The 15105-nt window shown below is 65.9% G+C and carries 13 protein-coding genes; 1 reads left to right on the plus strand and 12 read right to left on the minus strand.

The window, feature by feature from the left end; translation table 11 throughout:
• Positions 1 to 7: 7 nt before the first annotated feature.
• Complete coding sequence (locus ACQP1T_RS28190) at positions 8 to 1462, minus strand: DNA polymerase IV (protein ID WP_433762396.1); 1455 nt, start codon at positions 1460 to 1462, stop codon at positions 8 to 10.
• Between the two features lie 364 nt (positions 1463 to 1826).
• On the opposite strand from ACQP1T_RS28190, the gene ACQP1T_RS28195 reads away from it, so the two are divergent.
• Complete coding sequence (locus ACQP1T_RS28195) at positions 1827 to 2702, plus strand: UTP--glucose-1-phosphate uridylyltransferase (RefSeq protein WP_433756068.1); 876 nt, start codon at positions 1827 to 1829, stop codon at positions 2700 to 2702.
• 113 nt (positions 2703 to 2815) lie between these two features.
• Here ACQP1T_RS28195 and ACQP1T_RS28200 read toward each other — a convergent pair whose 3' ends face one another.
• From ACQP1T_RS28200 to murC, 11 genes are all read right to left on the minus strand, one after another.
• Positions 2816 to 3349 carry an NlpC/P60 family protein gene (locus tag ACQP1T_RS28200; protein ID WP_433756069.1) on the minus strand — a complete coding sequence of 178 codons (534 nt, stop codon included), beginning with the start codon at positions 3347 to 3349 and terminating at the stop codon, positions 2816 to 2818.
• Positions 3350 to 3679: 330 nt separating this feature from the next.
• Positions 3680 to 6814, minus strand: a complete 3135-nt coding sequence (ileS, locus tag ACQP1T_RS28205) for an isoleucine--tRNA ligase (RefSeq protein ID WP_433756070.1) — start codon at positions 6812 to 6814, stop codon at positions 3680 to 3682.
• Positions 6815 to 7108: 294 nt separating this feature from the next.
• Positions 7109 to 7309: a hypothetical protein gene (locus ACQP1T_RS28210; protein WP_062988683.1), complete on the minus strand. Its 201-nt coding sequence runs from the start codon at positions 7307 to 7309 to the stop codon at positions 7109 to 7111.
• Positions 7310 to 7396: 87 nt separating this feature from the next.
• A complete protein-coding gene (gene wag31 / locus ACQP1T_RS28215; protein ID WP_433756071.1) occupies positions 7397 to 8260 on the minus strand; it encodes a DivIVA-like cell division protein Wag31 in 864 nt (287 codons plus the stop codon).
• Positions 8261 to 8340: 80 nt separating this feature from the next.
• Entirely contained in the window at positions 8341 to 8631 is a 291-nt protein-coding gene (locus ACQP1T_RS28220; protein WP_040688811.1) for a YggT family protein, read from the minus strand.
• A gap of 89 nt (positions 8632 to 8720) precedes the next feature.
• The gene (locus ACQP1T_RS28225) at positions 8721 to 9497 is read right to left on the minus strand and encodes a cell division protein SepF (RefSeq protein WP_063041949.1); all 777 of its coding nucleotides are present in this window, start codon (positions 9495 to 9497) and stop codon (positions 8721 to 8723) included.
• Positions 9498 to 9602: 105 nt separating this feature from the next.
• Complete coding sequence (locus tag ACQP1T_RS28230; RefSeq protein ID WP_433756072.1) at positions 9603 to 10352, minus strand: YggS family pyridoxal phosphate-dependent enzyme; 750 nt, start codon at positions 10350 to 10352, stop codon at positions 9603 to 9605.
• Positions 10349 to 11059, minus strand: coding sequence for a peptidoglycan editing factor PgeF (gene pgeF, locus ACQP1T_RS28235; RefSeq protein WP_433762397.1), 711 nt, complete (start codon positions 11057 to 11059; stop codon positions 10349 to 10351). The genes ACQP1T_RS28230 and pgeF overlap by 4 nt, the downstream gene beginning before the upstream one ends.
• A 196-nt stretch (positions 11060 to 11255) precedes the next feature.
• Positions 11256 to 12494 (minus strand): cell division protein FtsZ, encoded by a 1239-nt coding sequence (gene ftsZ / locus ACQP1T_RS28240; protein ID WP_433756073.1) that lies wholly within the window; start codon positions 12492 to 12494, stop codon positions 11256 to 11258.
• 323 nt (positions 12495 to 12817) lie between these two features.
• Positions 12818 to 13510 (minus strand): cell division protein FtsQ/DivIB, encoded by a 693-nt coding sequence (locus ACQP1T_RS28245; RefSeq protein WP_433756074.1) that lies wholly within the window; start codon positions 13508 to 13510, stop codon positions 12818 to 12820.
• 6 nt (positions 13511 to 13516) lie between these two features.
• Complete coding sequence (gene murC / locus ACQP1T_RS28250) at positions 13517 to 14956, minus strand: UDP-N-acetylmuramate--L-alanine ligase (protein WP_433762398.1); 1440 nt, start codon at positions 14954 to 14956, stop codon at positions 13517 to 13519.
• Positions 14957 to 15105 lie beyond the last annotated feature (149 nt).

The following is a 15105-nucleotide window of genomic DNA, read 5'->3' on the forward strand; positions in this document are numbered from 1 at the left end:
CTACCTGTCAGCGGAGACTGCCGAGCGGATCCGCCCGGGACAGACTGATGTCGTCGGCGGCAAAGGTACGCGCCGGACCGGGCCCTGTCGAGCTGGTCTCGAACCGAACAGTAACCACACCGAGCCCGGCGCCCTGCACCCACCCGTGCCCGAATTCGGGGTGCGTGACATCCAGTCCTGGATACCACAGCGTCGCGTTCCGCACCGGCGAATCGTCCTGAGCTGCACCGACGCTCGGCCGCGTGGTCGCGGGGACCGAGGATGTCGCGGTGTCCATCACCTCGACGCCCAGCGGCTCGACCGACGCTCCCGCGCCGAACTCTATGCTGCCGTCCTCAACTGTGGGCGGCCCCGCCGGTCGGCCCCGATCATCGGCGTGCGGCGCGTCGCCCTCCCAGACACCCGCGTCCTCGACCGGAGCCTGATCCAACTCCGGAAACAACGACTCCTGCCGGACCGTCGACAACCCGCCATAACCCACCCCGACCAACCGAATCGGCCCGAGCTCGGCCGGATCAATGGCCGAGCGCTGGGCCGCCGTCGTCAGCGTGGCGAGCTCGGTCGTCGCATACGGCAAGGTGAACGACCTGGTCACAATGCTCATATCGGATTTCTTCAGCTTCAGCACCACGGTGCGTGCGGCCCGGCCGTCCTTTTCCAGACGGCGGTGCGCGGCCGCCGCCATGGTCTCGATCGCCGGACGTAGCTGAGCCATCGTGACGATATCGGTCTCATAGGTGTTCTCGGCGCTGATCTGTTTGGCCTCGGCCCGCTCGGCGACCGGCCGGTCGTCGATGCCGCGGGCCAGCCGGTGCAGTGCCGCGCCGACGCTGCCGCCGAGAATGGACACCGCCTCCAACTCCGGCAGCGCAGCGAAGGCGCCGACGGTCTCGATACCGAGCGAACGCAACCGCGCTTCGGCCACCGGACCGATACCCCACAGCTTGCGCACCGGCAGCCCGGCCAGCAGTTGCTGCTGCTCATCCGGCGAAACCACCCGTACCCCATCGGGTTTGGCCATTCCGGAAGCGATCTTGGCCAGCTGCTTACCGGTGCCCGCACCGACCGAGGCGACCAGCCCGGTCCGCTCCCGCACCAGCGCACGCAGGTCCTCACAGAATTCGCGCACTTGCTCGACGGTCGCACCCACCAACTCGGCGGGCTCACCGAACGCTTCGTCGAACGACAATGTCTCCAGCACCGGAATGCGACTGCGCAGCGCGTCGAACACCCGCGCACTGACCACGCTGTAGACCACACCGCGCGGCGGCACCACCACCGCGGTCACCCCGACCAACCGCCGCGCCTGATGCATCGGCATGGCCGAGCGCGCACCGAATACCCGCGCCTCATAGCTCGCCCCCGCGACCACGCCGCGTCCACCGGTGCCGCCCACCAACACCGGGCGCCCGCGCAGCGTGGGCCGGGTCAATTGTTCGACCGAAGCGAAGAAAGCATCCATATCGATGTGCAGCACCCACCGCCGAGCCGTTCGCACGGACGCGCCTCCGCCGGCGGCCACAGCGGTGTTGTCGGTGCTCACGCACCGGAATCTACGCGGTCGCACCGACAGGTCGGCCCACCGCGCGACTGGCGTAAACCTGTGAATCCGGCAGCCGACCTGGGTGCCGGATGTGGGTCAGCCGAGTAATTTCTGCGAAATTGCTACCCGATCTTCGCGGCGCGACGACCGGGCGGCCCCGGCGCTCTGCCCTGCTCGACCGCCCGTGACCAGGCCAGATACCGATGTGTTGCCGCCTCGACATGCCCAGACCAAGCGGAGGGATCACCGGTTCGGACCCGGTCGGGTATGTGATGATCGGACCATGAAGATCCGTAAGGCCGTGATACCGGCCGCCGGAATCGGCTCCCGGCTGCTCCCGCTGACCAAGGCCATCCCCAAGGAGATGCTGCCGGTCGGCGACAAGCCGGTCATCGAGCACACCGTCCGGGAGCTGGTCGCTTCCGGAATCACCGATATCACCATCGTGGTCAGCGGCGGAAAGTCCTTGATCCAGGACCATTTCCGCCCGAATCCAGCGCTGGTGGCCCAGCTCCGCGCCGACGGCAAGGACGCGTTCGCCGATGCGGTGGAGGAGGTCGGCGAGCTGTCCCGACTCGGGCATATCACCTACCTCGATCAGCACGGGCCATACGGCAACGGCACCCCGGTGCTCAATGCGGCCCGTAATCTCGGCGACGAGCCGATGCTGGTGCTGTGGCCCGACGACGTCTTCGTCGCCGGGGTGCCGCGGGCCCAGCAGCTGATCGACGCCTACGAGGCGACCGACGCGCCGGTGCTCGCGCTGATGCCGATGGATCCGTCCGAATCCCAGCGCTACGGCGTCCCGGTCGTCGCGGACGATCAGGGCAACGGCCTGCTGCGCATCACCGGGTTGCGGGAAAAGCCCAAGCCCGAGGACGCACCGTCGAACTATGCCGCGATCGGCGGCTACGTCGTCACCCCCGGCATCATCTGCGAACTGCGCCGACAGACCGAGCAGTGGTACGAACATCGCACCGGCGAGGTGTACCTCACCGATGCGATCAATGTGCACGCCGCCGACAATCCGGTCTTCGGCCAGGTCATCCAGGGCCGCTGGTACGACACCGGTAATCCGGCCGACTACCTGGTCGCCCAATTCGCCTCGGCGCTGACGCATCCGCAGTACGGGCCGCTGCTGCGTCAGCTCGTCGACTGATATCGGGTTCGCCTAGGACAGGGCGTGATGACGACCTTGTCGTCGGCCAGTGCTGGCACACCTTTGCCATCTACGCGCAACTGAGCTGATCGGGGAAACGTCACCGATCCGGATCAGAAACGACGGATCGTGTAGATGTCGAAGTCGCGGAGTGGATGCAGACCCACCGGAACGCCCCAGTCGTGCGCGTCCAGGATCTGCCCGGAGCCCGCGTAGATGCCGACATGCGAGGCGTCGTCATTGAGGATTACCACATCACCCAGCGACAGGGCCGGGAACGGAACCGTGGCGCCGACCTTGGCCTGCTCCCAGGTGGTGCGCGGCAGTTTCACCCCGACCTGACGGAAGGCCCACTGGACCAGCCCCGAACAGTCCCAGGCGAACGGGCCGGTGGCGCCCCATTCGTAGGGTTTGCCGATCTGGGTGTAGGCCGCGGTCAGGGCGCCGAGTCCGGCGATACTCGGCAGCGGCAGGGCAGCGGAACCGCTGGAACTGCCGGAACTACCGGATGCGGAGCCGGAACTACCCGAACCGGACGCGCTTCCGGTATCACCGCGCGCCGGTCCGGCCAGGACGAGCATCATCACGGCCGATACCAGAAATCCGATAGCTATCCGCCGCAACGCCATTTTGCGCTCGGTGGTCATATGCTCGCCCCTTCCGTCGACCCGGTCGACGCGCAGTACCGGCCTCGATACCGGGGAAGGAACCGCACGTCACTGCACCTGCGCTGCGGCACGTATCCACGTGCGGCGCAAGGTATTTCAGGTAGAGCAGTTCAAGCACGAACATTCACTGCCGTCACAGAAGTAGATCTGCACACCAGCAGCAACATGCCGATTGTGCCGGGCATTGTGCGAGCACGACAACGAAATCAGCTATTTTCCAGCATGTGATCTACATCACATCCGAAGGGTCGCGATGCAACTCGGAGCGGGATCTCCAGATCCCGCCCCGAGCACCGCGTTCCGGCCGTATCAGACCTTCGCGATCGACACCCGCACGCCACCGACGATTTCGGCGGCATCCGCGCCCGGCTCACCGAAAGTCAGCTCGGTGGCCAGGATTTCGCCCGCGATGAGATCGCGGTGGGTCTGTGCCCAGACCTGCTTATCGGCGGGCACCGCGAGCACCACGGTGATGCGATCGGATACGTCGAGCCCCAGGGACTTTCGCGTCTCCTGCAGATCGCGGATCACATCGCGGGCCCAGCCCTCGGCCTCCAGTTCCTCGGTCACCACCGAATCGAGCACGACCAGACCGGCATTGCCGGGCAGCGCCGCGGTGGACTCCGGCTCGGCCGCGACCAGGCGCTGGGTGTACTCCTCCGGCAACAGTTCGATGCCCGCCGCGGTGACCACACCGGCGGCGTTCTCGGACCATTCGCCGGCCTTCACCGCCTTGATCACCGTCTGCACATCCTTGCCGAGGCGCGGTCCCGCGGCGCGGGCGTTCACCACCAGCTCGAAACGGCCGTGCACGGCGACATCGGTGGTCAGGTCGACCTTCTTGACGTTCACCTCATCGGCGATGATGTCGGCGAACGGCCGCAGCCGCTCGGCATCGGGCGCGGCGATGGTGACCTCGGCCAGCGGCAGCCGCACCCGCAGGTTCTTCGCCTTGCGCAGGCTCAGCACCGTCGAGCACACCACCCGCACCTCGTCCATGGCGGCGACCAGATCCGGATCCTCCGGCAGCTCACCCTCCTTGGGCCAATCGGCCAGGTGCACCGACTGCTCGCCGGTCAGCCCGCGCCAGATCACTTCCGAGATCAGCGGCAGCAACGGCGCGGCCAGCCGGGTGACGACCTCGAGCACCGTATGCAGTGTGTCGACCGCATCCCGATCCTCTTCCCAGAAGCGCGAACGCGACCGGCGCACATACCAATTGGTGAGCGCGTCGGCGAAGGAACGCAATTCCTCGCAGGCGCCCGCGATGTCGTAGACCTCGAGCGCATCGGTCATCACGGCCTGGGTCGAGGCCAGCTTGGCCAGGATGTAGCGATCCAGCACATGCGGCGAATCCGTGCGCCACACACCGGTTTTCGAGGCGTAGAGCTGCAGGAAGGTCCACGCGTTCCACAGCGGGCGCAGCGCATGGCCGACCCCCTCGCGGATGCCGCGCTCGGTGACGATGAGATTGCCGCCGCGCAGGATCGGCGAACTCATCAGGAACCAGCGCATCGCATCGGAGCCGTCCCGGTCGAACACCTCGTTCACATCCGGGTAGTTGCCCTTGGACTTGCTCATCTTCAGTCCGTCGTCACCGAGCACGATGCCGTGCGCGGCAACGGTTTTGAAGGCCGGACTGTCGAACAGCGCGGTCGAGAGCACGTGCAGGGTGTAGAACCAGCCGCGGGTCTGCCCGTTGTACTCGACGATGAAATCGCCCGGGAAGTGGCTGTCGAACCACTCCTTGTTCTCGAACGGGTAGTGCACCTGGGCATACGGCATCGAGCCCGACTCGAACCAGCAGTCCAGCACCTCCGGCACTCGGCGCATGGTGGACCTGCCGGTCGGATCATCGGGATTCGGCCGGGTCAGCTCGTCGATCATCGGCCGGTGCAGATCGGTCGGGCGCACGCCGAAGTCACGCTCCAACTCCTCCAGCGAGCCGTAGACATCGATGCGCGGGTACGCCGGATCATCGGAGACCCACACCGGGATCGGACTGCCCCAGTACCGGTTACGGCTGATATTCCAATCTCGTGCACCCTCGAGCCACTTGCCGAACTGTCCGTCGCGGATGTGCTCGGGCACCCAGGTGATCTGCTGGTTCAGCTCGACCATTCGGTCGCGGAATTTGGTCACCGCGACGAACCAGGACGGCACCGCCATGTAGATCAGCGGCTGACCCGAGCGCCAGCTGTGCGGGTAGGAGTGCTCGATCGTCTCGTGCCGCAGCAGCTTTCCGGTCGCCTTGAGATCCTTGATGATCACCGGATTGGCGTCGAAGACCATCAGCCCCTCGTACGGCGGCACCATCGAGGTGAACTTGCCGCCCGGATCCAGCGGCTGCACGAGCTCGATGCCGTTGGCACTGGCGACATCCATATCCTCCTCACCGAAAGCCGGTGCGAGGTGCACGATTCCGGTGCCGGAGTCGGTGGTCACATAGTCGGCGGTCAGCACGCGGTGCGCGTTGGGATGACCGACGAAGAAGTCGAACGGAGGGGCGTAGGACAGATCCGCGAGCGCGGCGCCGTCGAACTCGCCGAGCACCTCGGGCTCGTCGCCGAATTCGCGGGCGTAGTGCGAGACCCGCTCGGCGGCCAGCAGATAGCGCTTGCCGTCGGCGCCGCGCACATGTATATAGCGGACATTCGGATGCACGGCGATCGCCAGGTTCGACGGCAGCGTCCACGGCGTGGTGGTCCAGATGAGCGCGTTGGCGCCGTCGAGTTCGTGCAGCGGATGCTCGCCAGGGACGCGCAGCACCATATCCACCGTGACGGCCGGATCCTGGCGCATCTTGTAGGCGTCGTCGAGCCGGGTTTCCTGATTCGACAGCGGGGTCTGCTCGTACCAGCTGTATGGCAGCACCCGGAAGCCCTGGTAGATCAGGCCCTTCTCGTGCAGCGACTTGAACGCCCACATCACCGACTCCATGAAGTCGAGATCCAACGTCTTGTAGTCGTTGTCGAAGTCGACCCAACGGGCCTGACGCGTCACATAATCACGCCATTCTCCGGTGTAGCGCAGAACCGAAGATTTACAGGCCGCGTTGAATTCCGCGAGCCCCATCGCGTCGATCTGTGATTTGTCCGTGATACCGAGCTGCTTTTCCGCTTCGATTTCCGCGGGCAATCCGTGACAGTCCCAGCCGAAACGTCGATCGACCCGCTTGCCGCGCATCGTCTGGAAACGCGGGACGAGATCCTTGACGTACCCCGTGAGCAGATGTCCATAATGTGGCAAACCATTGGCAAACGGCGGACCGTCATAGAAGACGAACTCGGCCGCGCCCGAGCGGTTCTCGATGCTGGTGCGGAAGGTGTCGTCGGCGGCCCACGCGTCGAGTACCCGACGCTCCAGGTCAGGGAAGGATGCCCCGCTGCCAGGGCCCGCAAGATCGACGCGGGGGTATGCGCTGCTGGAAGGTTCGTCCGCCATCGCGGATCCCGTCTCCTCGTGCCGCCGCGCCGTGGCGCGTATGTGTCAGCACGGGGACGATGACGACGCCGGTTGCGTCGAAACCGCGGTACCACCCCGCTTGTCCGGGCGGCGCGCCGATCCGCGACCAACCAGGACCTCTCGTTTCGAGCTGTGACGGGCTCACCCGTTCGGTTCTACTGAGTGCGGTGTGCGCACCGTTCTTCCGAAGACTCCCCGGTGATAGCCGGATCTACGCCGATTACATGTTTGATTCTAACCAGGACGGTCAAACCAATTTGTCGGGCCCACAACTTACCGTTTCGCATGCCGACCAGGCGGCGGCGCGGAATCGCCCTCGGAGCTGCGCATGGAAAGCGCGCTCACCAGCAATAGCACAGCACCCACGATGCAGATGAGGATGCACCCCCAGGCCCACAGCACCGACCCGGTGGTCAGCGCGGCCACTAGCAGGGCGAACCCGATCGCGGCAAGGACCAGCGTCAAGACGAGCATATTGACCCCCTAGGCATGCCAGGCGGCTCGGCGTACCTCTAGCTACTCGAACAGCAACTACAGCGGAGATAACTCTCTACTACGAGATTACTTGGCGCCCTTGGCGAACGAGGCGGGAGCGAGATTGTTCGCGGTATTGGTATCGACGAAGGCCTCGCCGCCGTCCACCGGCACCGCCGAGCCACGGTTCTCCAGCTCCTCGAGCTGGGACTCCAGGTACGACTTCAGCCGCACGCGGTACTCCCGCTCGAAGGTCTTGAGCTGCTCGATCCGGCTCTCCAGCACACTGCGCTGCTGGGTGATGGTGGCCATGATCTCGGTGTGCTTGCGCTCGGCATCGGCCTGCAGTGCGTCGGCCTTCTCCTTGGCCTGCCGTAGCTGGTTGTCCGAACGGGTCTGGGCATCCGAGAGCATCGCATCCGACTTCTGCCGCGCGTCGGCGATCATCGCCTCCGAACGGGTTCTGGCATCGCCGACCAGGCGTTCGGAATTGGCGCGCGCATTCGAAAGCAGGTTCTCCGCTTCGAGCTTCGCATCGCTGGTCAGCCGGTCCGCCATCTCCTGGGCGAGGCTGAGCACCTTGGCCGCCTGCAGATTCGCATCCGCGCTCGGCGCATCCTTGGCTACCGGGGCCGCGACCGGCATCGGAGGCGGCGGCGGGGCCTGTTGCACCGGCGGCTTGATGGGTTCGGGAGGGGGCGGCGGAGCTTGCTGGACCGGTGCTTTGACTTGGGCGGCATTGGCCGGACCGCGATTTTTCTTGGCGTCGGCCAGTTCCGCATCGAGCTCGGCAACCCGCTGGCGCAGGTCAGCGTTCTCCTCGATCAGACGCGAGAGCTCCTGCTCCACGAGATCCAGGAAGGCGTCTACCTCATCCTCGTTGTAGCCGCGCTTCCCGATCGGCGGTTTGCTGAACGCGACGTTGTGCACATCGGCTGGGGTCAGCGGCATGGAAGGATCCCTTCACGCGTCTTTTGGAGATCTAGCAGATCTAGCAAGCTATCTTCTCGGTTCATTCTGTCACACCAGGGCTACCCGTCGGCGTGGCCGCCCACAAACGTCATCGAGATGAAGACGACGAAAAGCAGGACCATAATCGACAGATCGAGCCGAATTCCTCCCAATGACACCGGTGGTATCAACCGCCTCAGGAGTTTCACCGGAGGATCGGTGATCGTGAAGATCACCTCGAGGATGACGACGACGAAGCCGCTAGGGCGCCAGTCGCGGGCAAAGCTGCGGATGAACTCCACGATCACTCGGCTGATCAACAACAGCCAGAAGATGAACAGTACGAAGTAGAGCACCGCAAACAAGGCCACGATCTCACTCTGCCCCAAAATCCGCGTCGCGCAAAATGACCACACCGCCCCATACGCAACGGGTCTAACAGAACCCCCGGATCACAGCGCTATTTCTGGTTGTAGAAGCCGGTTTCGGCGATCCTGCGACGTTCTTCGGCCGAGACATCGACATCGGCGGGTGAGAGCAGGAACACTTTGGTCGCCACCTTGTCGAATGAGCCACGCAGCGCGAAGGCGAGGCCGGCGGCGAAGTCGACCAGCCGCTTTGCGTCGGCATTGCTCAGATCGACCAGGTCCATGATCACCGGATTGCCCTCGCGGAAGCGCTCACCGATGATGCGGGCCTCGCTGTAATCGCGCGGGCGCAGCGTCGTGATCTTGGACAAGGGACCTCCGTCCTCGAAGATCCCCGGCCGACGTGCGGGCGCGGGCTCGGGGCGCACGCGCTCCTCCAGTCGCCGCTCCTCGGCCTCGGGATCGACGGCGAGCGCACCCCTGGTGGCTCCCCGAAGCATCGGCGCATTGCCGCCCGCACGGAATCGGGACGCGCCCGGCGCGGCATCGATCCTGGTCGGACGGGGCCGCGCGTCGTAGCGGTCGTCCACATAGGGCTCGTCGACGTAATCGTCGCGCCGAGACACCGGATATCCCGCCTTGTACGGCGACTTGTAGGCCGGCTCAGGGTAATCCGGCTCATCGTCGTAGCGGTCTTCGGCATAGCGGTCCGCGCCGTAACCGGCGCGCTCGGAATAGTCACGGGGCCGGGGACGACGTGAGCCGCGCTCGTCCGCACCCCGGGGGGCGGGTTCGGCGACATAGTCGTCTTCGTAATCCTCGAGCGGAACCATGCCGAAGTACGCCTTGAACTTGTGCAGCGTGCTCATTTCATAGACCTTCCTTCGGCCCCGGTGGCGGCCGGGTGTTGAAGTCTTGCTCAGTCCTCTCCAGTCCCAGCATATGTGTCGAATGTGACTGATGAGGTTTCTTTGCTACGCCGAGGTTATCGGTCGAGCGCCCATCAAGGCGGTACCGACACGCACACAGGTAGAACCGTGTTCGATCGCCGATTCCAGATCGCTCGACATTCCCGCGGAGAGTTCGATCGCTTCGGGATGGTCCGCGCGTATCAGGGCATGCAAATGCGCAAGGCGCGCAAAAGCAGCGTCGGGCACGGCGTCGAGCGGGGGAATCGCCATCAGGCCCGCGAGCTGCAATCCCGGCGCGGTGGCCACCCGATCGGCCAGTGCCACAAGATCTTCCGGGGCCACACCACCGCGACCGGGATCCTCGTCCAGGCTCACCTGGACCAATACTCGAACCGGTTCGCCACGCTCGCCCGCGTCCAAGGCGGCTCGCGCTGCGGCGTCAAGGGCCGTTGCCAGGCGTTCGCTGTCGACCGAGTGCACGGCATGTGCCCAGCGCGCGACGACCCTCGCCTTGTTGCGCTGCAGCCGACCGATCATGTGCCAGCGCACATCCGCGAGGTCGGTCAGTTCGGCGACCTTCGCGGTGGCCTCCTGCTCCCTGGACTCGCCGAATTCCCTGCAGCCCAAGCGATGCAGGATGGCGATATCGGTGGCCGGGAAGAACTTCGTCACCGGCAGCAGCCGCACCGAGCCCGGAGCACGCCCGGCCGCATGACAGGCCGCGCCGATTCGCTTGTTCAGATCGGCGAGATTCGCCGCGAGTTCGGCGGTCCGACCGTCCATGGCTTCGGCCGCAATGGATTCGGGACTCATGCGTCCGCCTGCATCCAGATGACACCGGCGATGCGCCCGGTCGGTGCGCCGCGGCGATGACTGAACAGCGTCTTGTCCTCGATCGTGCAGCGCGGATCGATCGCGACCCCGCCGACTCCCGCTTCGGTGAGCTGCCTGCTGATTCCGGCGCGCAGATCGAGTGCGGGCGTGCCACGCACGGTGGTTGTCGCACTGCCGGGCAGATGCGCCTCGACATCGGCGCGCATCGCGGCGGGCACCTCGTATTGACGACCCGATGCGGCCGGACCCAGGAAGGCGCCGATCCGCTCGATGCGGGCACCGGCCGAAACCATTGCGTCCAGCACCCGCGGCACGATGCCGATGCGCGCACCGATGCGACCGGCGTGTACGGCCGCGATCACACCCGCCTCGTCATCGGATAGCAGGATCGGCACGCAGTCCGCGGTGAGCACCACCAGTGCCAGACCCGGCACGGTCGTCACCAATGCGTCGGTCACGGGCACCGGGCCATCCCATGGCCCATCGATGATTTCGACATTGCGCCCGTGGATCTGTTCCATCCACACGAGCCGATCCGGTGTCAGGCCGATACCCTCGGCCAGCCGGTCCCGGTTCCGCTGCACGGTCGCCGGGTCGTCCCCCACATGATCCCCGAGATTGAACGAATCGTATGGCGGCGCCGAGAAACCACCCGCCCTCGTGGTCGTCACCCGTCGAACGGTCAGTGTCGGCGCTGCTCCCCCGCCGCCCCGGAACTTTTGCCGGTCGTCGTGCCTATCGACAGCGCCGTCGCGGGCCGACGGTCGTGTGTCTGGCTGAGTGCTGGGCGTCCCCGACGAGTTACCCATGTACGTACGAAATCAGTTGTTGCTTGGGCATACCGCCCAGTGTGCCAGTCCGGCCTAACGATTTGCTTATGACCTACCGGCGCATGAACGACGGCACGTCGACGTCGTCGTCGTCATCGGAATCCGGCGGCTCGATATGCGAGCGCGTATTGTGCGCGACCGTCGGCTCGGCCAGCGTGCGGGCCCGTTCGGAATCCCGGTAGCTGGGCACCGCACCCCTGGTGGAGCCGGTTTGACCTGCGGCGGAAGCGGTTTCGGTGCGCGCGGCGGCGGCGATCTCACTGGTCCGGCTGCTCTGGGCGAGCTCACCGGCCCGAGCCGAACCGATCGCGCCGCGGCCCGCCTCGAAGGTGCGCCGAGCCGGACCGCCGCCGTCGAAACCGGCCGCGATCACCGTGACGCGAACCTCATCGCCGAGCGAATCGTCGATGACGGTACCGAAGATGATATTCGCCTCGATATGTGCGGCCTCCTGCACCAGCGAAGCCGCCTCGTTGATTTCGAACAGACCCAGATCCGAACCGCCCGCGATCGAGAGCAGTACGCCGTGCGCACCGTCCATCGACGCCTCGAGCAGTGGCGAATTGATCGCCGATTCGGCGGCCTTGACCGAACGGCCCTCGCCGCGCGCCGAGCCGATGCCCATCAAAGCGCTTCCCGCGCCGGACATCACGCTCTTCACATCGGCGAAGTCGACATTGATCAGACCCGGGGTGGTGATCAGGTCGGTAATGCCCTGCACACCGTTGAGCAGCACCTCATCGGCGGAGCGGAAGGCGTCCATCAGGCTGACCGCCGCATCGCCGAGCTGCAGCAGCCGATCGTTCGGGATGACGATGAGCGTGTCGCAGGATTCGCGCAGCAGGTTGATGCCCACCTCGGCCTGGTTGCCACGGCGCTTGCCCTCGAAGGAGAACGGCCTGGTGACCACACCGATGGTGAGCGCGCCGAGTTTGCGCGCGATGCTCGCGACGACGGGCGCGCCACCGGTACCGGTGCCGCCGCCCTCGCCCGCGGTGACAAAGACCATGTCGGCGCCCTTGAGCACCTCTTCGATCTCGTCCTTGTGATCTTCGGCGGCCTTGCGCCCGACCTCCGGGTCGGCACCGGCGCCGAGACCGCGGGTGAGCTCACGGCCGACGTCGAGTTTGACGTCGGCATCGCTCATCAGCAGCGCCTGCGCGTCGGTGTTGACCGCGATGAACTCGACTCCCTTGAGTCCCTGTTCGATCATCCGGTTGACGGCATTCACACCGCCGCCGCCGATACCGACGACCTTGATCACAGCAAGGTAGTTGTGCGGGGGCGTCATGGGCTCTCGCCTTCCTTCGATCTAAAGTCTGTCGTTTTCGAATTCTCGACATGCGGTCTGTCGCAAGTCCGGGCAAACCCTAAAGCTCAACCATAGGGTTAGCGTTATGTCAAGTATCCGACTGCTGCGGAACGCTATTCGCAGCCGCCGCGATAGGCGCGCAGGCGCGCCGAAACGACTGACAGAATCTTGTGTGATCCCTCTCGTCTCGCCGCGCAACACGTCGTATCGTGAACGGTTGCCCCCGAACCCATGGTTTCGTTGGGCTGTTCCCACTGCGGTCACAGTTCCATCGAAAAACCCCTGGGCACAATGGGTATCGATCACTTTACCGTGACCAGATTCGGACTCGAAACATCGAACACCGTTCCATCGCGGGTCAACAGCGGCATCACCACGGCCGCCTTGCGTTCCGCGTCATTAGTTCCTCCCCACAGTACCGCGCGACCGTCGCGCAGGTTCAGGGAAATATCCGAAATCGACCGCGCGACAACCTCGTCCACTTGCACGACCAGCGCCGCAGGCAGTACCGACAGCACCGAGGCCGCGGCCCGGGTGACCGGATCGTCGCCGCCCGGATGTTCGGTAATGAGCTTCGCGACGCCGATGGGTGCGTCCTCGATCGCGAATTCCACACTCTCCGCGTCCAGCAGATGCGCGCCTTGCGGGCTGTCCCAGAACAAAACCGGCGTGCGCTCGACCACCGTCACCTTGACGGTGGACGGAAATACGCGCTGCACCCGTGCGGTGCGGACTTTCGGAATGCTCGCCACCCGCCGGGCCATCGCATCGGTGTCGATGCGCAACATCGAGCGGCCGGACGGGATCTCGAGTTCGTCGCGTACCTGTTCCTCGGGAACCGCGACCAAACCGTCGATCTCGACCGTGCTCGCCGAAAACACCGGGGTGAACCATGCCAGTACGAGGACAACGGTAAGGACGCACACGCCGAGCAAACTCCACCGACGCAGCCGAACCCGCTGTGCCCGGTCGAACCAGTCACCGGCGGTTCGCATCGCGGGTCACCGCCCGTATTGCGGACGCGCTCGCAGCCCATCGAGAATCTGGCTGCCGAGCATCGTCACATCGCCCGCGCCCATGGTGATCACCACATCGCCGGGCAGCGCAAGGCCCGCGACCTGGCGGCCGACCCGTGACATATCCGGCTGGTAGTGCACGGGTTTGGTGACGGCTTGGGCGACGAGCGCGCCGTTGACACCGGGCAGCGGCTTCTCCCGCGCACCGTAGACATCGAGCACGACGACCTCGTCGGCAAGGCTCAGCGCCGCGCCGAAATCCTGGGCGAAGGTGGCGGTGCGGCTGTAGAGGTGCGGCTGGAACACCACGATGACCCGGCCCTGTCGGGACCGCGCACCGTCACGCGCCTCCTGCTGCACCAGCTCCGCGGCCGCGCCGAGGACCGCGCGCACCTCGGTCGGGTGGTGGGCGTAATCATCGAAGACGCGCACGCCGTTCTCCCGGCCCACGAACTGGAACCGGCGATGCACACCGCCGAAACCCTCCAGCCCCTGGATGATTTCGTCCACATCCGCACCGGCTGCGCGCGCGGCGAGCAGCGCGGCCAGCGCGTTGAGCGCCATATGCCGACCGGGCACGGCCAGTCGCAGGGTGCGCGGCGCGGCCTCATCGGCGAGCTGGAACTGGGCCAGCCCGCCGACATCGCGCGGCTCCCAACTGTGCAGCCGCACGCCGACCGGCACCGGCGCGTCGGAGAGTTCACCCGATCCGTAGCCGAGCACCCGGACGTTCCGCTCCGCCAATCGCGCACCGACCCGCTCGGCCAGCGCCCGCGACCCGGGATCGTCCAGACACAGCACCAGCAGGCCGCCGGGGCCGAGACGGTCGGCGAAATCGTCGAAGACCTGGACGTAGGCCTCATCGGAGCCGAAGAAGTCCAGGTGATCGGATTCGATATTGGTCACCACGGCGACATCCGGGTCGTATTGCAGCAGTGAGCCGTCGCTCTCGTCGGCCTCGGCGACGAAGATTTCGCCGGTGCCGTGGTGGGCGTTGGTGCCCGCCTCGTTGAGTTCGCCGCCGACCGCGAAGGACGGGTCGAATCCGCAGTGCTGCAACGACACGATCAGCATCGATGTGGTCGAGGTCTTGCCGTGTGTGCCCGAGACCAGCAGTGTCCGATGCCCCTGCATCAGCGAGGCGAGTACGGCGGGGCGCAACAGCACCGGAATACCGCGCCGATTCGCCTCGACCAGTTCGGGATTGGTCTTGGGGATGGCGGCATAGGTGGTGACCACCGCGGTCGGGCCGCCGGGCAGCAGATCGAGGGCGCTGGCGTCGTGACCGATACGCACCTGCGCACCGCGGGCCCGCAACGCGAGCACACCGCGACTCTCCTTGGCATCCGAACCGGAGACCGAGCCACCGCGCGAGAGCAGAATCCGCGCGATGCCGGACATGCCCGCCCCGCCGATCCCGACCATATGCACGCGCGCCAATTCGGGTGGCAGCGCCGAGCGCGCCTCGCCGCCGGCAGTGTTGGATCGGCCGCGCTCGCGGTGCCCTGCGTGGTTATTCTCCGCTACCGCGTCCGGACCCGTCGCTCCCGCGGCGCCGACCGCCCCGGATTCGG

The organism is Nocardia sp. CA-135398 (genome assembly GCF_050955845.1).
Lineage (GTDB): Bacteria > Actinomycetota > Actinomycetes > Mycobacteriales > Mycobacteriaceae > Nocardia.